This is a genomic window from Paenibacillus phytohabitans (assembly GCF_013141775.1).
Lineage (GTDB): Bacteria > Bacillota > Bacilli > Paenibacillales > Paenibacillaceae > Paenibacillus_AQ > Paenibacillus_AQ phytohabitans.
Map to the genome: position 1 here is coordinate 36,238 of NZ_WHOB01000016.1, position 18,830 is coordinate 55,067.

General features: G+C 52.1%; 21 protein-coding genes and 1 riboswitch. Of the genes, 2 read left to right on the top strand and 19 right to left on the bottom strand.

Annotation, left to right across the window (positions count from 1 at the left end; translation table 11 throughout):
- Positions 1 to 56: 56 nt before the first annotated feature.
- From pstA to GC101_RS01840, 3 genes are all read right to left on the bottom strand, one after another.
- On the bottom strand, positions 57 to 953 hold the full coding sequence (gene pstA / locus GC101_RS01830; protein WP_042137714.1) for a phosphate ABC transporter permease PstA: 897 nt from the start codon (positions 951 to 953) through the stop codon (positions 57 to 59).
- On the bottom strand, positions 950 to 1,852 hold the full coding sequence (gene pstC / locus GC101_RS01835; protein ID WP_171715880.1) for a phosphate ABC transporter permease subunit PstC: 903 nt from the start codon (positions 1,850 to 1,852) through the stop codon (positions 950 to 952). Before pstC ends, pstA begins: the two co-directional genes overlap by 4 nt.
- A 99-nt stretch (positions 1,853 to 1,951) precedes the next feature.
- Positions 1,952 to 2,899: a phosphate ABC transporter substrate-binding protein PstS family protein gene (locus GC101_RS01840; RefSeq protein ID WP_042137717.1), complete on the bottom strand. Its 948-nt coding sequence runs from the start codon at positions 2,897 to 2,899 to the stop codon at positions 1,952 to 1,954.
- 260 nt (positions 2,900 to 3,159) lie between these two features.
- Between GC101_RS01840 and GC101_RS01845 the strand changes: the two genes are divergently transcribed.
- On the top strand, positions 3,160 to 4,089 hold the full coding sequence (locus GC101_RS01845; RefSeq protein WP_171715881.1) for a LysR family transcriptional regulator: 930 nt from the start codon (positions 3,160 to 3,162) through the stop codon (positions 4,087 to 4,089).
- Between the two features lie 450 nt (positions 4,090 to 4,539).
- Here GC101_RS01845 and GC101_RS01850 read toward each other — a convergent pair whose 3' ends face one another.
- The 11 genes from GC101_RS01850 to GC101_RS01900 form a co-directional block, all read right to left on the bottom strand.
- Positions 4,540 to 5,376 (bottom strand): class I SAM-dependent methyltransferase, encoded by an 837-nt coding sequence (locus tag GC101_RS01850; protein ID WP_171715882.1) that lies wholly within the window; start codon positions 5,374 to 5,376, stop codon positions 4,540 to 4,542.
- Positions 5,377 to 5,441: 65 nt separating this feature from the next.
- On the bottom strand, positions 5,442 to 6,356 hold the full coding sequence (locus tag GC101_RS01855; RefSeq protein WP_171715883.1) for a DMT family transporter: 915 nt from the start codon (positions 6,354 to 6,356) through the stop codon (positions 5,442 to 5,444).
- Between the two features lie 157 nt (positions 6,357 to 6,513).
- Positions 6,514 to 7,650: a zinc-dependent alcohol dehydrogenase gene (locus tag GC101_RS01860; protein ID WP_171715884.1), complete on the bottom strand. Its 1,137-nt coding sequence runs from the start codon at positions 7,648 to 7,650 to the stop codon at positions 6,514 to 6,516.
- Positions 7,651 to 7,739: 89 nt separating this feature from the next.
- A complete protein-coding gene (locus GC101_RS01865; protein WP_171715885.1) occupies positions 7,740 to 8,558 on the bottom strand; it encodes a VanW family protein in 819 nt (272 codons plus the stop codon).
- On the bottom strand, positions 8,555 to 9,082 hold the full coding sequence (locus tag GC101_RS01870) for a cysteine hydrolase family protein (protein ID WP_246354131.1): 528 nt from the start codon (positions 9,080 to 9,082) through the stop codon (positions 8,555 to 8,557). The genes GC101_RS01865 and GC101_RS01870 overlap by 4 nt, the downstream gene beginning before the upstream one ends.
- A 188-nt stretch (positions 9,083 to 9,270) precedes the next feature.
- Positions 9,271 to 9,432 (bottom strand): hypothetical protein, encoded by a 162-nt coding sequence (locus GC101_RS01875; RefSeq protein ID WP_167549552.1) that lies wholly within the window; start codon positions 9,430 to 9,432, stop codon positions 9,271 to 9,273.
- 216 nt (positions 9,433 to 9,648) lie between these two features.
- Positions 9,649 to 10,371, bottom strand: a complete 723-nt coding sequence (gene queE / locus GC101_RS01880) for a 7-carboxy-7-deazaguanine synthase QueE (RefSeq protein WP_171715886.1) — start codon at positions 10,369 to 10,371, stop codon at positions 9,649 to 9,651.
- The gene (gene queD, locus GC101_RS01885; RefSeq protein ID WP_171715887.1) at positions 10,364 to 10,846 is read right to left on the bottom strand and encodes a 6-carboxytetrahydropterin synthase QueD; all 483 of its coding nucleotides are present in this window, start codon (positions 10,844 to 10,846) and stop codon (positions 10,364 to 10,366) included. Before queD ends, queE begins: the two co-directional genes overlap by 8 nt.
- Positions 10,846 to 11,508 (bottom strand): 7-cyano-7-deazaguanine synthase QueC, encoded by a 663-nt coding sequence (gene queC, locus GC101_RS01890; RefSeq protein ID WP_171715888.1) that lies wholly within the window; start codon positions 11,506 to 11,508, stop codon positions 10,846 to 10,848. Before queC ends, queD begins: the two co-directional genes overlap by 1 nt.
- 40 nt (positions 11,509 to 11,548) lie before the next feature.
- Positions 11,549 to 12,049, bottom strand: coding sequence for a preQ(1) synthase (queF, locus tag GC101_RS01895; protein WP_039298937.1), 501 nt, complete (start codon positions 12,047 to 12,049; stop codon positions 11,549 to 11,551).
- 175 nt (positions 12,050 to 12,224) lie between these two features.
- Positions 12,225 to 12,268, bottom strand: a riboswitch (PreQ1 riboswitch).
- 90 nt (positions 12,269 to 12,358) lie between these two features.
- Positions 12,359 to 13,099: a ZIP family metal transporter gene (locus tag GC101_RS01900; RefSeq protein ID WP_171715889.1), complete on the bottom strand. Its 741-nt coding sequence runs from the start codon at positions 13,097 to 13,099 to the stop codon at positions 12,359 to 12,361.
- 244 nt (positions 13,100 to 13,343) lie between these two features.
- Between GC101_RS01900 and ymzB the strand changes: the two genes are divergently transcribed.
- A complete protein-coding gene (gene ymzB, locus GC101_RS01905) occupies positions 13,344 to 13,679 on the top strand; it encodes a protein YmzB (RefSeq protein ID WP_171715890.1) in 336 nt (111 codons plus the stop codon).
- Positions 13,680 to 13,816: 137 nt separating this feature from the next.
- Here ymzB and murB read toward each other — a convergent pair whose 3' ends face one another.
- From murB to GC101_RS01930, 5 genes are all read right to left on the bottom strand, one after another.
- On the bottom strand, positions 13,817 to 14,731 hold the full coding sequence (gene murB / locus GC101_RS01910) for a UDP-N-acetylmuramate dehydrogenase (protein WP_171715891.1): 915 nt from the start codon (positions 14,729 to 14,731) through the stop codon (positions 13,817 to 13,819).
- A gap of 169 nt (positions 14,732 to 14,900) precedes the next feature.
- Positions 14,901 to 15,710 (bottom strand): (2Fe-2S)-binding protein, encoded by an 810-nt coding sequence (locus GC101_RS01915; RefSeq protein WP_171715892.1) that lies wholly within the window; start codon positions 15,708 to 15,710, stop codon positions 14,901 to 14,903.
- 42 nt (positions 15,711 to 15,752) lie between these two features.
- Complete coding sequence (locus tag GC101_RS01920) at positions 15,753 to 16,559, bottom strand: ABC transporter ATP-binding protein (protein WP_039298947.1); 807 nt, start codon at positions 16,557 to 16,559, stop codon at positions 15,753 to 15,755.
- Positions 16,560 to 16,616: 57 nt separating this feature from the next.
- Positions 16,617 to 17,651 carry a FecCD family ABC transporter permease gene (locus GC101_RS01925; protein ID WP_171715893.1) on the bottom strand — a complete coding sequence of 345 codons (1,035 nt, stop codon included), beginning with the start codon at positions 17,649 to 17,651 and terminating at the stop codon, positions 16,617 to 16,619.
- On the bottom strand, positions 17,651 to 18,709 hold the full coding sequence (locus GC101_RS01930; protein ID WP_171715894.1) for a FecCD family ABC transporter permease: 1,059 nt from the start codon (positions 18,707 to 18,709) through the stop codon (positions 17,651 to 17,653). The genes GC101_RS01925 and GC101_RS01930 overlap by 1 nt, the downstream gene beginning before the upstream one ends.
- Positions 18,710 to 18,830: the final 121 nt, after the last annotated feature.

Below are 18,830 nucleotides of genomic sequence, written 5' to 3' on the forward strand. Positions count from 1 at the left end.
TGAGTCTTCTACGCAAAACTCGCTTCGAAAGCGTAAACTCTGTTTGTCTTATTAGCCTAGTTCATTCTCTTGGAAGCGGTAAGCTTGCGGTAGATGAATCTGCCGAAGTAACGGGCAGCCAGGTTGAAGATTAATACGGTCAGCACCAGCACTGCCGAAGCACCTGCTGCGATCTGCAGCGCATCCGGCGCCAGACCTTCGCTGTTGACCTTCCAGATATGAACCGCCAGTGTTTCTGCCGGACGGAACGGGTTAAGCGGTGAAGAAGGACTAAGCGGATTCCAGTTGCTGAAGTCCAGACGCGGACTGCTCATCCCCGCCGTGAACATCAATGCCGCCGCTTCACCGAAGACGCGTCCGGCGGACAGGATCGTTCCCGTAATGATTGTTGGCAGAGCTACCGGGAGCAGTACCGAAGTCACAATCTTCCACTTGGATAAACCAAGCGCGAAGCCTGCTTCCTTCTGCTGCTTAGGTACCGTGCGGAAAGCCTGCTCGGTGATACGAACCATCAGCGGAAGGTTGAAGAAGGTAAGCGCGAGTGCTCCCGAGATCAGGGAGAATCCGAGATTGAAGGTATTGACGATCAATAGGAGACCGAACAGACCGACGATGATGGACGGGAAGGAAGATAACACTTCCACAACCAGACGGATGAAGTTAGTCAGTCTGCCCGGACGGGCATATTCTGCCATGAAGATCCCCGCTCCAAGCCCCAGCGGTATAGTAATAATCAGGGTCAGTACCAGCAGGAACAGGGAGTTGAAGAGCTGAGGTCCTACACCGCCTCCTGCACGGATCTTCTGTGGTGCCGATGTCAGGAAGTCCCAGCTGATATGACTCATCCCGCGGATGAGGATATATCCAAGCAGGCCAACCAGAATAGCTACGATAAGCAAAGCGAACGTTACAATGATAGCAGTGGCAATTTTGTCTGCTGTTCTCGGCTTCAAATTTTATTTCTCCTTTCGAGCATTCTAACAAGCAATACGAATACAAATGTCATCAGCATAAGCACGAGAGCCATGCTCCATAGCGCGTTGTTCTGCGGTGAACCCATCGTCGTGTTCCCCATACCCAGCGTAATAACACTGGTCAGCGTGGACGCGGATTCGAACAGCGAACGCGGCACAAAAGGTGCATTACCGATAACCATCTGTACAGCAAGTGCTTCACCGAATGCACGTGCCATCCCCAGTACCACCCCTGTCATAATAGCCGGGAAGGTCGTCGGGAGAATGACACGGGAGATCGTCTGCCAGCGAGTGGCACCGAGCGCAAAGGAGGATTCTTTCAAGTTTTGCGGCAAAGAAGCAAGCGCGTCTGCAGCCACGCTGGTAATGGTCGGCAGGATCATCACCGACAGTACTAGCGCGCCTGCAGCAACCCCGATGCCCTGTCCGGGCAATGTATTCCGCAGAAAAGGCACTATGACACTTAAGCCAACGAATCCGTATACGACAGACGGAATACCTGACAACAGCTCGATAACGGGCTGCAGCAGTTTTTTGCCCCAGCCAGGGACGATTTCAGTCATAAATAATGCGGCGCAGATGCTAAGCGGACTTGCGATAAGCGCGGCAAGCAGGGTTACCAGGAAGGACCCGGCTATAAACGGAAAAGCTCCATAAGAAGGCGTATCCGCTTCAGGCGACCACTTCGTGCCGAACAGGAAATCGGAAACCTTAACCTCACCGCTTACAAAGTTCGCAATTCCTTTAGAGGCTACAAAATAAACCATCGATACAATGATTACAATCAATAGCAGTACACAAAAGGACATATAAGCGCGTCCGATAAAATTCTCTATATGATGTTTTTCAAACCGCGATTTCTTTGGTTTTACCCTCAAGATGCTCCCTCTTTCTAAAGTGAAAAGAGAGGCAGAAGAAATCCGCCTCTAATCACATGAAGTTCTAATGGATGATACCTGTGAATGAATCTGTAGTACTTACTTAGTTGTTACAGTTCCTGCTACATCGCGGGATACCTGCATCTGCGAAGCCGGGATGTAACCAAGCTCTACTACGTCACCTGTCTGTACTTCGTCAGTCATCATGAAGTCCAGGAATGCTTTTACTGTTTCATTCGGCTCACCGTTAGTGTACATGTGCTCGTAAGCCCATACCGGATATTTACCGGAAATTACGTTGTCTACAGAAGGTTCAACACCGTCATAGCTCAAGGTTTTAACGGAATCATCCAGGTAGGACAAAGCCAGGTAACCGATAGCTCCCGGTGTTTCGCCGATAATTTTCTTAACAGTACCGGAGGAATCCTCTTGAATAGATCCTGGAAGATCATCCGTTTTGGTGCCAAGCGCGAAGCTCTCGAAGGTTGCGCGTGTACCTGAGCTTGCAGGACGGTTGATGATCTGAATCGCCTGGTCAGCGCCGCCGACTTCGCTCCAGTTCTTGATTTTGCCAGTGAAGATGTCAACCAGCTGCTGCTTAGTCAGTGTATCTACGCCTGCATCCGGATTGCTTACTGCTGCGATAGCTACAACGGCTACCTGATGATCAACGAGTGCTGCCGCTTTCTCAGCATCAGCATCTTTCAATTTCTCTTCTGCGAATACGTCGGAGTTACCGATATCCACTTGCTTCTCAGCTACTTGTGTCAAGCCTGTTCCGCTTCCGCCGCCTTGAACCTGAATATCCACGCCTGCATTGGCATCCATGAATTTCTCTGCTGCCTGCTCTACGAGCGGCTGAAGTGCTGTGGAGCCCGAAGCCAGGATAGATCCGCTTAGTTCGGCGCCGCTGCTGTTTTGTGTATTTGTTGCAGCTGCATTGCCTCCGTTATTGGTTGCCGCATTATTTCCCCCGTTGCCACATGCCGAAAGTGCTACTACGCTTGTTAAAGCCAAAGCCATGATCCAAGATTTTCTGAATTGCATTGTTTTTTTTCCTCCTAAAGGTTTTGTGAGTGTCTGCTTCATTGGTCTGCTTCGTACAAAACTCACTTTGGAAGCATTGTCTGTGCTCATGTCAGCTTCTCTTCTGACTCTTCTTATTCTAGGGCTCGTTCGTTATGTAAAAGTACTGAGTTTGTAAAGCGGAAGATAAAAGTTATAATAGATTTTGAATAATTCCATAGATATAATCTATATATAAGCAACAATCGTTAATTTATCGCCATCAAACCGGAGGAATCAGCATGAATCTTGTGAAATTACAAATCGTAGTCCTGATTGAAAAATATAAAAAGGTAACGGACGTAGCCGCCGAGATGGGGCTTAAGCAGCCGACCGTTTCCTTCCATATGAAGAGTCTCGAGAGTGAGCTTGGCGCTTCACTGTTCCAGTTCCGGAGCGGCCGGGTGCTGCTGACCGATGCCGGACGCGCCTTGTATCAATATGCTGTGCGGATTGTATCGCTGACGGCAGAAGCTGAGCGGACAGTTAAGCAGTTTACCTCTCTGGCCTCGGGGAATCTGGAGCTTACAGCAAGCGACATCCCCGGTAATTATCTTTTGCCTAAACTGCTGTCCCAATTCACTGGCCTGCATGATGGAATTGATGTGTTCCTGTCCATACTGCCGGATGATGCTGTCAGGGAGCGTCTGCGGAGCCGGGAGATACAGCTGGCCGTGCTGCACAGCGCGGACGGACAGGATGATTCCTTCCATACTCAAGTGATTGCCAGAGATGAAACGGTGCTGGTTTTTGCGCCCGGCCATCCTTTTGCCGGAGCGCAGGAAATTACGGTAGAAACGGCAGCAAGAGAACCCTGGGTGCAGCATGAAGCCGCCTCCTTCCTGCGCGGAATCTCCGACAAGTGGACGCAGCTCAATCATGTGAAAGTGTGGAACCATGCCGTACTCGGCTCGCCGGAGGCGGTCAAACGTATGATTAGCGGCGGCGGGATGGTCGGAGTATTCTCCAAATCAGGGATTGAGGCCGAGGTGGCGGCCGGAAGTCTGGCCTATGCCCCGCTGCCGGGACTTCATCCCGGCGATGGTGCATTTGTGCTGGCCTGGCGCAAAGACTACACCCTCTCCCCGTTACAGAAGGCTTTTGCCGGAATGGCAGGTGGTGGCGGCTTACAGGAGGAGGACCAGCGCGAAGATCCGGTACCCAGTGAATAGCTGGACTTCCGGGCGGCGGATGTCATCGCAGGAATTTCCAGATTATCTGCATTCCTGAGCAGGAAACTGGTAACTTTATATAAACTCCTGCCCATAATACAACAATTCCCTCATTATATTGACCCGAAACTAAAATTGTTGTAAAAAAGGCAGCATTTCACCTTTTCCAAGCGGCTGAGCAGGATTATTCTTGTATTTCATACAACAATCCTTCTAAACACCTGGCTATCCATACATCAAAGTTGTAAAACGTACAACACTTATGTCTACAGTGCGCTTTATTTACATTTACATAACAAAAAAGGTATCCCTTAGCACACGACGTAACCGCGCTTCAAGAGATACCGTTTATATGACTTCTTAGGTTTCACACTTTAAATTACTGCTATTTCCCGCTGAAACGGCTTTGCTTTCTTTAAAAGGACGGCAAAGCCGTTTCCACTTCGTTTATTATCTTTTTCCCGCCACCAAAGTGAAGGTCTTGGGAATCCCCTTGTCATATACATCCGACGACAGGTTGGGCTCTTCCACCAGCTCCTGAATAACAAGCCCGCTGGCCGCAGCAGCCGTTACAATCTCGCCGAGTGTCCAGCGCCGCCAGTAGACTACATTAGGTCTGTCTGCCCCCGCTGCTTTTTCGGAAGAAGGCATATACTTGGAGTAAGACACCTGCTTCTCTTCCAGTGCCGTATCGAAATAATCACCGCTCACTTTATGCTTGCGCACCTTGGCGGTTGAACCCTTGGAGGAGATTAGCTTGGTCGTTACCGGGTGGAAATCCCGCAGTACGAACTTCCCGCCGGGTGCCAGCAGCCGGTATGCCGTAGTCATAAACGGAGCCAGGTCGGTGAAATAGTGGACAATTCCCATTTCCGCAAACACAAGGTCATACGAGCCGTCCAGCACAGCTTCAGGCAGTCCCAGCACATCTGAGACGATATAATCCAGCTTCACTCCGGCTTCCTGCGCCAGTTCAGTAGCATAACGCCCATTCGCCTCCGAGAAATCAGCAACCGTCACCTCCGCCCCCATCAGCCCGAGCGCTACTGCCTTCATGCCGTTCGAACCCATCAGGTTCATAATCTTACGGCCCTGCACATCGCCCATATAAGCATTCAGCGGGAACAGCTTCCCTGCCGGATCTTTGGCCAGCTTCTCTGCTGCCTCGGCTGGTGATCCGAACCGGCTTGTCCATGCCGCATAGGTATCCTCATTCCACAACTCTTCACTGGAAGGAGCAGCCCCGCCGTTTAGACCTGAAGGTTCGTTCTGATCTTGTTCATTCATTCCATTCGTTACCCCTTTATATATGTTCTGTGAAAAAAATGTCCTCGCTCCACCGTTCTAACGCATTATGACGCATTAGGCATAGCTTCCTGAAGCTTAAGCGCCTTCCTGCGTCCGGAATACAGATAGACTCCAAGGCCGGCCATGACCAGCACGCCTCCTGCCCATTGTAAACCGCTCAGCTGTTCACCCAGCAGCAGGAAAGCAAGAATGCTCGCGCCGACAGGCTCTCCCAGAATATTCATCGATACTGTAGTCGCAGATGCATACTGCAGCAGCCAATTAAACAGAATATGGCCGAATACGGTTGGCACCACCGCCAGCAGGACAAAGATGCCCCATTCCCGGGCCGGATAAGCGAAGAAAGGTGTACTTGTTACCAGATTGTAAACAGCAAATACGATGGCCGCAGAGATGAATACAATCAGGCTGTACAAATAGGAAGGCATACGCGCCACCAGCTTCTGACCGATCAGCAAATGTGCGGCTACTGCTACGGTTCCGCCAACCGACAGCATGTCACCCTTCAGGTTCTCGGCGGACAGTCCGATATCGCCCCAGCCGATAAAGACAACCCCAAAGATTGCAATAGCCATACCCAGCATAGCTGAGGCGCTGTTTCGCTCTTTATACAGTATGTACGCACCGAGCATAATGAATAACGGCTCCAGAGCCATGATCATCGTCGAGCTGGCCACTGACGTGTAATTCAGCGAGCCCATCCAGAGCAGAAAATGAAGGGCCAGCATAACACCGGAAGCGCCCAGCAGCAACCAGTCTTTCAGGCGCAGCGCCCAAGCTGCTCCGCTATAGCGGCGGGCGAACGGCAGCATCAGCAGTGAGGTGAACAGCAGCCGGTACATCCCCTGAACCGACACCGGAGCAGACGACCATTTAATGAAGATAGAAGAAAAGGATATGGCCACAATTCCGATCACCATCAGCAGCGGAACGGGAACGGGCGGTTTTTTGGGATTCATACGTAGTCGCCCCTTCGTGTTTTGTAAGACTCATTATGTTAATTTAACGCAAATTGCAGAAAAAAGCAGCATTTTTCATTAAAAGAGACATAGAATCCGTCTTTCAGCGGGTTCCATGCCTCATACGAGCTATACCAATGCTGATAAGCAACTCTATCTATGGCTTAAGCACAACCTTGATGCAGTCCTCTTCCTTCTCCTGAAATACCTGGTACCCATGCTCCGCTCGGCTGATCGGCAGCCGGTGGGTGATGATATCTGTGGGATCGAACTTATTCTCCTTAATCATCTTGTAGAGCGCCGGCATATAATGAATGACCGGAGCCTGTCCCATCTTCAGCGTAATATTGCGCTCAAACAGATGACCGAGCGGGAACATATTATAGTTCAGCCCATACACCCCTACAAGCTGAATCGTACCGAATTTGCGGACCACCTCTGATGCGGTACGGAACGCCCCTAGTGAACCGCCCTGCAGCATCAAGGCTGTTTCTACCTTTTCTACAACCGTCTTCTTGGCGTCGAGACCTACACAATCAATGACCACATCGGCACCGCCGCGCGTAATCTCCTTCATGTGCTTCTCGAACTCTTTAATTTTCTCAAAATTAAAAATTTCCACGTTATTCGTCAGCTTCGCATGCTGCAGCCGGTATGGGATATGATCGACGGCAATGACACGGGATGCGCCTTTCATCCAGGCGAATTTCTGTGTCAGCAGACCCACCGGCCCGCATCCGAGCACAATTACGGTATCTCCGGGCTTCACGCCGGCATTCTCAACTCCCCACCAGGCGGTAGGTACAATGTCCGAGAGGAACAGCAGCTTCTCGTCTTCCATTTCAGCATCCTCTGGAACGACAAAGGGGCCGAAGTTGCCGTACGGTACACGCAGCAGCTCGGCCTGCCCTCCGGCGAAGCCGCCGTAAGTATCCGAATAGCCCAGATAGCCGCCGGTATCCTTGGCTTCATTCGCGTGGTCACATTGGCTCTCCATCTCGTGCTGGCAGAAGAAGCATTGCCCGCAGGCTACATTAAAAGGGATAATGACACGGTCACCCTTCTTGACCTTGGTAACCTCCGGTCCCACATCTTCAACAATTCCCATAGGCTCATGGCCGATAATGTAATCATCATGCATGCCGGGGATTTCGCCATTATAGATATGCAGATCCGATCCGCAAATGGCGGTTGAGGTAATGCGGACAATGATATCATCCTTCTTTTCAAGCCGCGCATCAGCGACTTCCTTAACCTCGACTTTCTTCTTGCCCTGATAGGTTACTGCCTTCATGTTGAGCGTCACTCCTTCAGAAGTAAGGTATGGACATAGCAGGCTGTAAATTCACGCTACACTATGTTATAACCCCAAATCCTCCGGCTTTATCCGTGCAGCAGCGGAGAATACATCATCAGCGCATGGTTCTCGGCGACAGCCTCATCACCCGCCAGCTCTCCTGTAAGCGTAAGCACCCTGCGGCGGATAGCGTTACTTCGTACATATCCTCCCCACGGCTCCAGGCTGATCACATGGCCGTCTTCATAGACCTCATAATTGTAGAGCTGCCGGCTGTCACAACGCCACTCCCCGTGCAGATGGGTTTCATCCAGGTAAAGCTTCAGCTGGTAGGTGTACTCCGTATCATTTCTAAGCTGTAAATCCAGATAGTTATAGGAACAGGTGGCCCCGCTGCCAAAAGGCTGTGTCCGCTGCTCATCGGGAAAAACATCATAGCTGTGCCGGTGCCGTTCAGTAACCGTGAGCGGTGTATGCAGCGCCATCCAGTAGATCAGATTCGACAATTGGCAGAGTCCGCCTCCCGTTCCGGACCGGAAACCGCCATAATGCAGAACCATTCCATCCAGATAACCCTTCCTGCGGGTCGGCTTGCCGATACTCCGCCAATAGGAGAACGTCTCGCCGGGACGGATGACCAGTCCGTCAAGCTTGGCAACAGCCAGGCGCAAATTCGTTATTTTATTATACTGCAGCTGCATATCGACATTACGCAGGCTCCGAAGCAGAGGTGTGGCATGGCTGGCCGCCTCATAAGGCAGAGCTTCCGGGCGAAGTTCCTTGGCGAGCCTGCCACGTGCTGTGATCCATTTCCAATATCTTTTCCAGATAAAAAAGCGCTTGCCGGCAAATAATCTCAGCCTGGAGCGGCGGATCGGCTTCATTGCGGTAATTACCGGATTCATCGGAAGGTTACTTCCTGCTCCGAGCGCAGCGCAGCAATTCCGGAGCCAAGCGCATCATTATGCTGCTTCACGATTTCTTCACCTGTGAGATGGTTATCATCGAAGGTACTATGTGCATCCTTGACCAGTACGCTGGAATACCCAAGGCTATGTGCGCGTCTGCTGGTCGCATTCACACAGTAATCCGTCTGCATCCCGCAGATAACCAGCTCCGTCACTCCAAGCCGTTCAAGCTCTTCCTGAAGCCCGGTGAGATGGAAGGAATCCGGAGTTGTCTTCTCGATAACCTTCTCCCCTGCCTGCGGTGCAATGCGGCTGCTGATCTCCCAGGTAGGGATCCCCTTCACAAATCCCCCCTCTTCTTCGGTATGCTGGATGTAAATCACCGGAACCCCGGCTAAGCGGGCCTTGTCCAGCAGCGAGCTGATCCGTTCCAGAACCCCTTCTTCGTCATACAGCTTCATATCAGGATAAGCAAACATCGCCTCTTGAACATCAATGATCAGTAATGCGGTTGACATCATAAATCCCTCCCCGGACTGTTATTCTCCTGCTGCAGACTTTCTCCTGCATACCAGCTGGACCGGATTGCCGTCCGGATCACTTATCCATGCGGATCGCAGATCATTTAGGAAATCAGGCGCTGCCGACAGAAGTATGCTGTAACCATTGCGTTTAAGCACTAATACTCCCTAATATTATAACTGATAATTCACTCTGGTAGCTTATCCGAGATCACCAGGATAAAGGTAGCCAGCGGTCCCAGCAGCAATGACAGCAGAAACCAGTTTAATCCGCTCCGGTTTTTCCCCTGGGCAATTCCCGCATTAATCAGTGCCAGCGTTCCCCAGCCTGCGTAGTATCCGTTCTCCATTTCAATTCCCCCTCATACATGATCATCCATCAAGTATATTACGCCTGTAATGGGTGATGCACCTCCGCTTGTTACATTAATCCTAATAATTACATTAAAAGGTATTGGGTACCGGCACCCCGAAGGAAGAGCAGGCGGACCGGGGGACTATAACACAAAGACCGGACCTCCGCATCGCAGAGGTCCGGTCTTCATTCAATATACAATGTGCAAGCCTTACTTGCCCCGCTTATTATGCCAGATGAGTGCGTGAAGCTGCGGCAGCACCCGCGCCTTGTTCATCTGCGGGTCGGCAATTACCAGATTAAACAGCCATTCCAGCCGGCCCAGCAGGCGGCCTGAAATGTCGCCTTCCTCGGTGACATTATCATTCCCCGGCTGAAGGAACAGCGGGACCTCCGGGTACCTGAAATGTACCTTCCGGGCATATTCATAATCCTCCTGGCTAAAAACAACCACCTTCAGGCTATGGGCAGCCTTGCCGTTACTGCCGACTCTAAGCATAATCTCATCCAGCTTGTCCCAATCCGTCTTCATCCCGGAGCTTGGCGGCTTGGGGCTGATCGTCAGCACATCGACATCACTGAACCAATCCTGCCAGCGGCTGCCCTGTGTCTCGATGGCCGCCTGGATACCGCGTTCGTGGAGCAGGGTGATGAATTCACCCATGGCTTCCCCGATTAGCGCCGGATTGCCCCCGGAGATGGTTACGCAATTAAAGTTATCTCCCGCCAGTTCAAGCAGCCCGGCGAGAATCTCCTGCGGTTCCATCGGGGTTACTTTATCTTTCGCCGAACCATCCCAGGTGAAGGCGGAATCACACCAGCCGCAGCGGTAATCGCAGCCGTAGGTGCGGACGAACATCGTTTTGACACCAATGACCGCCCCTTCCCCCTGAATCGTCGGGCCGAACATTTCGATAACCGGTATTTTACTCATGGTCACAGCCTCCGTACAGACGGTAAGACGGCCCCGCTTCCGGAATGTCTGCCGCCAGCACCTCCGCCCAGGAGGTCGGAGTCTCCCACAGCTTGACCGAATAGACCGGCAGAGAAGCCCGCTTCAGTTCATAAGCGATGTATGCTGACATGTTCTCCGCCGTCGTACGGAACGACAGCAGTGCTACCTTCGAGCCGGTTGCCTTAAGTGTCTTCAGTACAGGCTCATTACCCATGGCCAGAAAAGCATGATCCAGCCGGTCGATTACAAGCTGCTTCACGGTCGCTTTGATGTCGCTGAAATCGACAACAAACCCCTCATCCGACTGGCCGTGCTCCACGGACGGAACGCCCTTCAGTACAACCTCAAGCTTATACGTATGCCCGTGCAGATTACTGCATTTCCCCTTGTGCCCGATCAGCTGATGGGCGGCGTCGAAGGTAAAGATTTTGCAGACAGATACTTCGCCCAGCATTATAGTCCAGCCTCCTGGCGCTCCGCCTCATATTGCTCAAGGCCGCGCTGGCGCAGCAGACATGCCGGACAGGTGCCGCAGCCGCTGCCGATAATCCCGTTGTAGCAGGTAAGCGTCTGCTCACGGATATAGTCGAAATAGCCAAGCTCGTCGGCCATTTTCCAGGTTTCTTTTTTGTCCAGCCACATCAGCGGGGTATGAATCACGAACTCATAATCCATCGACAGATTGAGTGTGACATTCAGTGATTTCACGAACACATCCCGGCAATCCGGATATCCGCTGAAGTCCGTCTGACAGACACCGGTGATGATATGGCTATAGCCCAGCTGTTTGGCCAGAATCGCTGCAAAGGACAGGAACAGCAGGTTCCGCCCATCTACAAATGTACTCGGAAGCTCCTCTCCCTCCCCGGCAGCGATTTCGATATCATCCCGGGTTAGCGCGTTCGGGGCCAGCTGATTCAGCAGTCCCAGATCGAGAATATGCTGCTTCACCCCAAACTTAGCGGCAATCTCCTTGGCAACCTCAATCTCAGCGGCGTGCCGCTGATTATAATTAAAAGTAACAACCTGAACCTCCTGGAACTGCTGCAAAGCCCATACCAGACAGGTGGTGCTGTCTTGGCCGCCGCTGAAGACGACCAGTGCTTTTTTATTCATTGTAAGTTCTCTCCTCCTTATTGTTCTGTGTGCTGAGGGATTAACGGTTATCCACTTTCTCGGGATACAGGTCGTGGTTCATCAGCCGGTGCTCGGCCATGGCCTCATATTTCGTTCCCGGACGCCCCCAGTTGCAGTAAGGATCGATGGAAATGCCGCCGCGCGGCGTGAACTTGCCCCAGACCTCAATGTAGCGGGGCTCCATCAGCGAGATCAGATCATTCATAATAATGTTGACACAGTCTTCATGGAAATCCCCGTGATTGCGGAAGCTGAACAGATAGAGCTTCAGGGATTTGGATTCAACCATTTTGATATCTGGAATATACGAGATATACATCACGCCGAAATCCGGCTGTCCGGTAACGGGACACAGGCTGGTGAACTCCGGGCAGTTGAATTTGACAAAATAATCACGGCCGGGATGCTTGTTATCGAACGCCTCCAGAATTTCCGGAGCATAGCCGAAATTATACTTCGTGCCTTGATTCCCCAGCAGGGTAACCTCCTGCATTTCCTCTTTCAGTCTGCCTTCTGACATGACAAAAAACCCCTCTCTTTTCCCTAGGCTCACGGCCTGAACTGGAAAGAAGAACGAGATTTCGAAAACCTGGCTCTACTAAGATGAGACACGCGCGGCATAACAAGAAATAAGTACAGGCAAATGCCCGTACTCTTTAAGCTCCCGGATATCCGGAAAGCTGCTCATGCCTGTAGCGGTCTTAGTTTTTTATAGAGGGAGTTTGCGAACCTCTCCTGCGCTTGCGCGCGCAGATTCCTTCTTTGTGCTTATGACTATACATAGGGTGCGTCTTGAACTATACCATGATTGCCGGAGGCTTGACAACCCTCACAGCTGATCCAGAATCAGCGAGCACAGCAGCCCCATCGCAGCGATGAATCCCGTTAGCGGTCCGCCGTCCTCATAGGCTTCAGGCATCATGCTGGAGGAGACCATCGTGATAATCCCGCCCCCGGCAAAAGAAGCAATCATCGCCTCCGTATACCCGCTTGCATGGTCCATAAATGTATAGCCAGCACCTGAAGCCAGGGTGGAGATTACCAGTACGCCGAGCCAGAGCAGCATAATTTTTCTTTTGCCGTAGCCGTCCTGCTTCAGCCCGGCCGTGCTCGACAGCCCTTCCGGAATATTGCTGATAAAAATAGCGATAACCAGCAGCAGACTTACACCTTGGCCGGCAATCAGACTGGCCCCGATCATGATCGACTCAGGAATAGCATCCAGTACCGTTCCGGCAAAAATAGCCATGCCGCTCCCGCCTTTAGCTTCCGTCTTCCCTGATGCTCTGGCTGAGCGTTTGCGGCCGGCTCCGCCTTTTCGCGAGATATACCAGTCAAACAGCGTGAACACCAACGCTCCTGCGGTAAAACCGATGATCGTCGGGGTCAGCCCGCCGTCACTCGCGGAATCCTCCAGCAGTTCATAAGCAGCTGCTCCGATAAGTACGCCTGTCCCGAAAGCCATAATGAAGCCGATCAGCTTGGTGGGAATGGACAGGAACAGAGCGAGCAACGCCCCGAGTAATACAGCTGAGCCGGAAATGGCGCCCCACATCAATGCACCCCACATTATGCTCACCTTCCCCGTTTATGTATTGTTAATAGAAATGCATAGATGTAGTTTACACCCTAATGGGCAACGGCAAACAATGCATCTTCCGGCGTGCACCTATTCGGGATCTATTCTTTTACGCTTATATTTTTATTTATGATGTTAATCATTAATATCATTAATAAATACGATGGATTCATTTGCCCGGAAAAGGGTAACTTAGAATTATCAATCTCTTACTAACCAAAGGATGGGATCCTATATGGAACAAAACGTACAGAAGCTTATCGATTGGCTGGAGGCGCAGGAGCATCCAACCCTGGTGATCAAGAAGCAGGAGCTGGATGATCTGGATACAGTTCACTTTAATCTGGACACCGTAGACTACCGCAATGCTGAAGATGTCCTTGATGAATACCTGGGCAGTGCACTGATTCTGCGGGGAACGGGAAATACACTCAATGCAGACGGTGAGCTTGTGCCGCTTCCGCAGCCTAATTATGAGATCGCGGTCAGCGGGCTGAAGCTGAATACAGTAGCTGAGGATAATGTCGAGCTGGAGACGGACAGAGCGAAATATTCCTTAGCCTTAAGCTGAATGATCTAGTATTACAGGAAAGTTGTGCGCGTCATGTTTATTTCCCCTCTACTTGAGACACATACAGGCCATGGGTGAAACACACCCATGGCCTTACACACGTCTATTGATTCAGATACAAGAATTTATAAGCTGATTTATGCTTCTTCCCCGAGAATCTCAACTTCCGTCTCCAGCTCGACATCGAATTTATCCTTCACCGTTGAACGCACATGCTGAATCAGTCCGATGTAGTCACTGGCTGTCGCATTATCCGCATTGACGATGAATCCGGCATGCTTGCGCGATACCTCCGCTCCGCCGATGCGGGTTCCCTGCAGGCCGCTCTCCTGAATCAGCTGGCCGGCATAGCGGCCCGGCGGCCGCTTGAACACGCTGCCGCAGGAAGGATATTCCAGCGGCTGTTTGGATTCGCGGAGATAGGTCAGCTCATCCATGGAGGACTTGATCGCAGCAGGATCACCCGGCTGAAGCGCAAATCTGGCCTCCAGCACAATATACTCTCCGCTGGCAAAGATACTTTTGCGGTATCCCCACTGAAGCTGGTCACCCTGCATAGTAATAAGCTGTCCGTCCTTGTCGATCACAAGTGCACTTTGCAGCACGTCCTTAACCTCACCGCCGTAAGCTCCGGCATTCATATACAGCGCCCCGCCTACCGTTCCGGGAATGCCGCAGGCGAACTCCAGACCCGTCAGCTCCTGCTCCAGCGCATACCTTGAAGCATCAATAATCTTCGCCCCGCACTGCGCGTAGAGCAGTCCGTCCCGGATGCCCATTTCCGTCATGTCGGAGGTCTGAAGCACAATACCGCGGATGCCCCCGTCCCGGATGATGACATTCGAGCCGTTTCCGAGTACAGTAAGCGGAATATCATGATCATGCGCATATGTAGATATTCTCTGAATTTCATCGTAGGTTGCCGGAGCAGCCCAAATATCCGCTTCCCCGCCCATCCGGGTATACACCAGATGCTTAAGACTCTCGTGGCGCTTCAGCGAGCCTGCTGTGACCAGCTGCTGCAGGTCCTTATATATGTTGTCGATATTCATACTTCATGCTCCTAACTCTATGAAAATGATGACCGTGATCATCTGCCTGCCTCAACTGTGCATCGCGGCAACCACAACTTTAACAACGAACAGGCTCCCTTGTCAATGACAGGAGCCTGTTTGGAAGCTGCATACAGCATTATTATGTTTCATCATTCCCGTTTATAACCTAACTCCCGGCCGCAGCACGCTCTGAACGGAATTCTTCCCTTCTTGCTGCACGTTCCTCTTCTTTCATCCGGGGGCAGGTATAACATAGACGGCCGCCTTCTGTCCGGTAGTACATACAGCAGCGGTTGCGCATCTGTACAGTCTGCTCCTGGTCAACGAGCGATTCAATTCTCCGTACCTTCACATGAAACGGATTCCGGGGCATCTGGAATACTTCAGCAGGCAGTTCATCTTTCAGATAGCTGTAATCTGCTTCAATCCGCTTAAGCACTGCAGGATCGGTCATTCCGGCTGCAAAGGACTCCACATAATAATTGAATTTGGACGGCATCTGTCCCCATATCTCACCAAGTGATAAACCGCTCACCTGTGAAATACAGCGTACCAGCGGCCCTGCAGTCTCTTGATAAAAGCGGGCAAATACATCATTTCGCCACGCGTCCCTGCTCTGCTGTTCCTCAGGAGCCTGCTCAGTCTTCCACGCGTGAAGGGAGAAGGCAATCCGGCAATATCCGTCTGCCGGAATGAGATGAATCCCCAGATTCGCTAGGCTGAGCTCAGGAACGAAGGAGAATCCTGTGACTGAATACTGAACCGCAAGCGCCAGATTGGACAGATAGCCGCCGAAATATGCAGCAACCGCTTTATCGTCCAGTGCTTTCATTAACGGCCCATAAGTGTCTACAAATGCCCTCATCCCCTGCTCATGCACCAGTTCAGCTGCGGCGAAGGAGTGCAGAGTTCCCTCCGGTACCGCAGGATGCAGGTCAAACTTAGTGGTGAATTCCTTAATCAATAGTTCGTTCATTGCACTGCCCCTCTCCGCTCCACTAGCCTGCACAGCTCGCGCTTATAGTCCAGCTGCCTTGTACGCAGCCAGCTCGTAAGGAAGGCACAGCGGCACTCCGGTACGCGGATCAGGCACAATATCGGCTTCAATGCCGAATACCTCGCGCAGAACTACCGGTGTCATTACATCAACCGGCGCCCCTTCACTAATCACATTGCCGGATTTGATCGCTACCATATGCTGTGCATAACGGGATGCATGGTTCAAATCATGTACCACCATGATAATCGTCCGGCCTTCTTCTTCATTCAGCTTCTGCAGCAGCTGCAGCACCTCCAGCTGATGGGCCATATCCAGGAATGTCGTCGGTTCGTCAAGGAACAGAATATCTGTCTGCTGCGCCAAAGCCATGGCAATCCAGGCCCGCTGACGCTGTCCGCCGGAGAGCCGGTCAATCGGACGGTCATGGAACTCCGTCATACCGGTAACTTCGATTGCATTAGCAATGATGCTGCGGTCTTCAGGCGTCATGGTGCCGAAGCCCTTCTGATGCGGGTAGCGGCCGTAACCCACAAGCTCGGATACAGTCAGACCGTCAGGCGCAGTAGGATTCTGCGGCAGAATCGCCAGCTGCTTGGCCACCTCTTTGGTGGACAGGTTATGAATGGATTTGCCGTCGAGCATGACGCTGCCGCTCTTCGGCTTCATGATGCGTGCCATCGTCTTCAGAATGGTCGATTTACCTGAGCCGTTTGCTCCAACCAGCGCTGTAATCTTCCCTGTCGGAAGTGACAGGTTCAGCCCCTTTACAATCATCGCCTCTGCGTATCCGATACTCAGCTGTTCTGTATTCAAACGTTCCGACATGATACTCACTCCTTAGAATTTTAATTTTTCATGATAATTCGCTTATGAATGCCTCTGTTAAGCCTTAGATTTTGCCAAAAGATATAAAAAGTACGGGGCGCCGATGATCGCCACCACGATACCTGTAGGTATCTCTGTTGGCTGCAGAATCCAGCGCCCGATGCTGTCTGCGGTGAGCAGCAGCAGCGCGCCTATCAAAGCGGCTGCAGGCAGCATGATCTGATGACGCGGGCCTACAAGTCTGCGGGCGAGATGCGGTGCAATCAGTCCGACGAAGCCGATGCCTCCGCTGACCGAGACGCAGGCGCCTGCGAGAGCCACAGCAGCAGCCAAGAGCAGAAGACGTTCCCGCTCCAGCGGCAGCCCAAGTCCCTTGGAGGTTTCATCTCCCAGGTTCAGTACGTTAAGCACCCGGGCTTTGTAGAACGCGAACGGCAGCAGAATCAATATCCAGGGGAGCAGTGCCAGCACGAACCGCCAGTCTCCGCCCCAGATTTTGCCGGCCAGCCAGATGGCTACGAACTGATAATTCTGCGGGTCCAGTCTTAACGACAGGATCAGCTGAAAAGCGTAAATGCCGGCACCTACGGCAATACCGATCAGAATCAGCCGTGTCGGCGAGAGTCCGTCGGCTCTCCGGTAGGAGAGAAAATAGATCAGCGTGGCCGTAAGCGCGGCACCTGCCAGCGCCAGCAGCGGAAGAACAAAGATGGGCCCCGCTGTGGTTGCCGGGACAAATGAAATGAAGATCAGCACTGCGAATCCCGCTCCGGCGTTGATCCCTAAGGTAGAGGGTTCAGCAAGAGCATTGCGCGACAAGCCTTGCAGAATAGATCCGGATACTGCGAAACCCGCCCCGATGAGCAGTGAGATCACTATACGCGGCAGCCGGAAATCAAACAGAATCAGCTTCTGCTGTTTGGTTCCTTCACCGAGCAGAGTATGTAGAACATCAAGTGGTGATAAGCGCATGAAGCCGGTATTCATACTGACAATAAAAATAATGACGATAAGTGCAGCAAGCAGCGTTAGAATACCGGCTTCTCTGGTGCGGCGCGATTTCACTGAGGGTACAGACAGGGTCCTGTTCATTACAGCTCCCCCTTGCGCTTGCTGGCCAGATAGATGAAGAACGGTACGCCGAATACTGCAATCAGGGCACCTATCGGTGTTTCATAAGGCGCATTAATCATTCTCGCAGCAATATCGGCAAAGAGGATCAGCACGCTCCCGAGTACTGCCGAGCAAGGAATGATCCAGCGGTAATCCACCCCCACCAGATAACGGGTAATATGCGGAATCATTAATCCGACAAAAGCAATCGGCCCCACCGTCGAGACCGCCGCTCCGGCAAGAATGACCACAATGATCATCCCTGCAGTCTGTACCAGCCGTGTGCGCTGCCCCAGTCCTGCGGCAACATCCCTTCCCAGGCTTAACAGCGTGATGGAACGCGAGAGCACCAGCGACCCGATAAGCGCACCTGCAACCCAGGGGGACATAATCTTAAGCTGTGTCCAGTTCGCTCCGCCAATCCCGCCTGCCATCCAGAACGCGATATCCTGGGAGAGGTGATACAGAATGGCGATGCCTTGGCTGACCGCCAGCAGCATGGCACTGACCGCAGCACCCGCTAAGGTGAGGCGTAGCGGTGTCAGCCCGCTATGGGACAACGAACCGATGCCGAAGACTAAGAGTGATGCCGCAGCCGCTCCAATGAAGCAGTAGATCATGATATACATGAAAGACAGCGAAGGCGCAAAGGCGAAAGCCAATGCCAGGCCGGCACCAGCTCCGGCGTTGAGTCCCAGCAGCCCGGAATCCGCCAGCGGATTCCGGGTCATCCCCTGCATGATCGCGCCGGCAACAGCAAAACATGCACCCACCAGCGCACCGGCCAAAGCCCGGGGGATCCGCAGCTCCCGGATGACCTGATGCTGCGACAGCTCCGGATTGAAGCGAAAGACAGCTTCCCATACAGTAGCCAGCCGGATATCTGCCGCTCCTAACGATACAGACAACATCAGGCCGAAGACGATCGCAGCACTCCCCAGCACCAGAATGGTGGCTGCAGCCACTGGCCGCGACTTGATGGGTTTATCCTCTGCGGCCTTAGAAGGATTGAGGTTAGAACGTGTGGATGAAACCATAAGCCGTCTCCTTAACAGGATTATTACTTGCTTCTAATTGATTATCATTCTCATTATCGCAAATATATGAATATTGTACAAGCAGATAACGCGTAATCTATGCTGGACGCCCTCATCTATC

Coding starts and splice junctions, on each gene's coding strand:
- GC101_RS01840 (WP_042137717.1), bottom strand. CDS start 2,899: ATGCAATTCAGAAAATCTTGGATCATGGCTTTGGCTTTAACAAGCGTA.
- GC101_RS01845 (WP_171715881.1), top strand. CDS start 3,160: ATGAATCTTGTGAAATTACAAATCGTAGTCCTGATTGAAAAATATAAA.
- GC101_RS01850 (WP_171715882.1), bottom strand. CDS start 5,376: ATGAATGAACAAGATCAGAACGAACCTTCAGGTCTAAACGGCGGGGCT.
- GC101_RS01855 (WP_171715883.1), bottom strand. CDS start 6,356: ATGAATCCCAAAAAACCGCCCGTTCCCGTTCCGCTGCTGATGGTGATC.
- GC101_RS01860 (WP_171715884.1), bottom strand. CDS start 7,650: ATGAAGGCAGTAACCTATCAGGGCAAGAAGAAAGTCGAGGTTAAGGAA.
- GC101_RS01865 (WP_171715885.1), bottom strand. CDS start 8,558: ATGAATCCGGTAATTACCGCAATGAAGCCGATCCGCCGCTCCAGGCTG.
- GC101_RS01870 (WP_246354131.1), bottom strand. CDS start 9,082: ATGATGTCAACCGCATTACTGATCATTGATGTTCAAGAGGCGATGTTT.
- GC101_RS01875 (WP_167549552.1), bottom strand. CDS start 9,432: ATGGAGAACGGATACTACGCAGGCTGGGGAACGCTGGCACTGATTAAT.
- queE (WP_171715886.1), bottom strand. CDS start 10,371: ATGAGTAAAATACCGGTTATCGAAATGTTCGGCCCGACGATTCAGGGG.
- queD (WP_171715887.1), bottom strand. CDS start 10,846: ATGCTGGGCGAAGTATCTGTCTGCAAAATCTTTACCTTCGACGCCGCC.
- queC (WP_171715888.1), bottom strand. CDS start 11,508: ATGAATAAAAAAGCACTGGTCGTCTTCAGCGGCGGCCAAGACAGCACC.
- queF (WP_039298937.1), bottom strand. CDS start 12,049: ATGTCAGAAGGCAGACTGAAAGAGGAAATGCAGGAGGTTACCCTGCTG.
- GC101_RS01900 (WP_171715889.1), bottom strand. CDS start 13,099: ATGTGGGGTGCATTGATGTGGGGCGCCATTTCCGGCTCAGCTGTATTA.
- ymzB (WP_171715890.1), top strand. CDS start 13,344: ATGGAACAAAACGTACAGAAGCTTATCGATTGGCTGGAGGCGCAGGAG.
- murB (WP_171715891.1), bottom strand. CDS start 14,731: ATGAATATCGACAACATATATAAGGACCTGCAGCAGCTGGTCACAGCA.
- GC101_RS01915 (WP_171715892.1), bottom strand. CDS start 15,710: ATGAACGAACTATTGATTAAGGAATTCACCACTAAGTTTGACCTGCAT.
- GC101_RS01920 (WP_039298947.1), bottom strand. CDS start 16,559: ATGTCGGAACGTTTGAATACAGAACAGCTGAGTATCGGATACGCAGAG.
- GC101_RS01925 (WP_171715893.1), bottom strand. CDS start 17,651: ATGAACAGGACCCTGTCTGTACCCTCAGTGAAATCGCGCCGCACCAGA.
- GC101_RS01930 (WP_171715894.1), bottom strand. CDS start 18,709: ATGGTTTCATCCACACGTTCTAACCTCAATCCTTCTAAGGCCGCAGAG.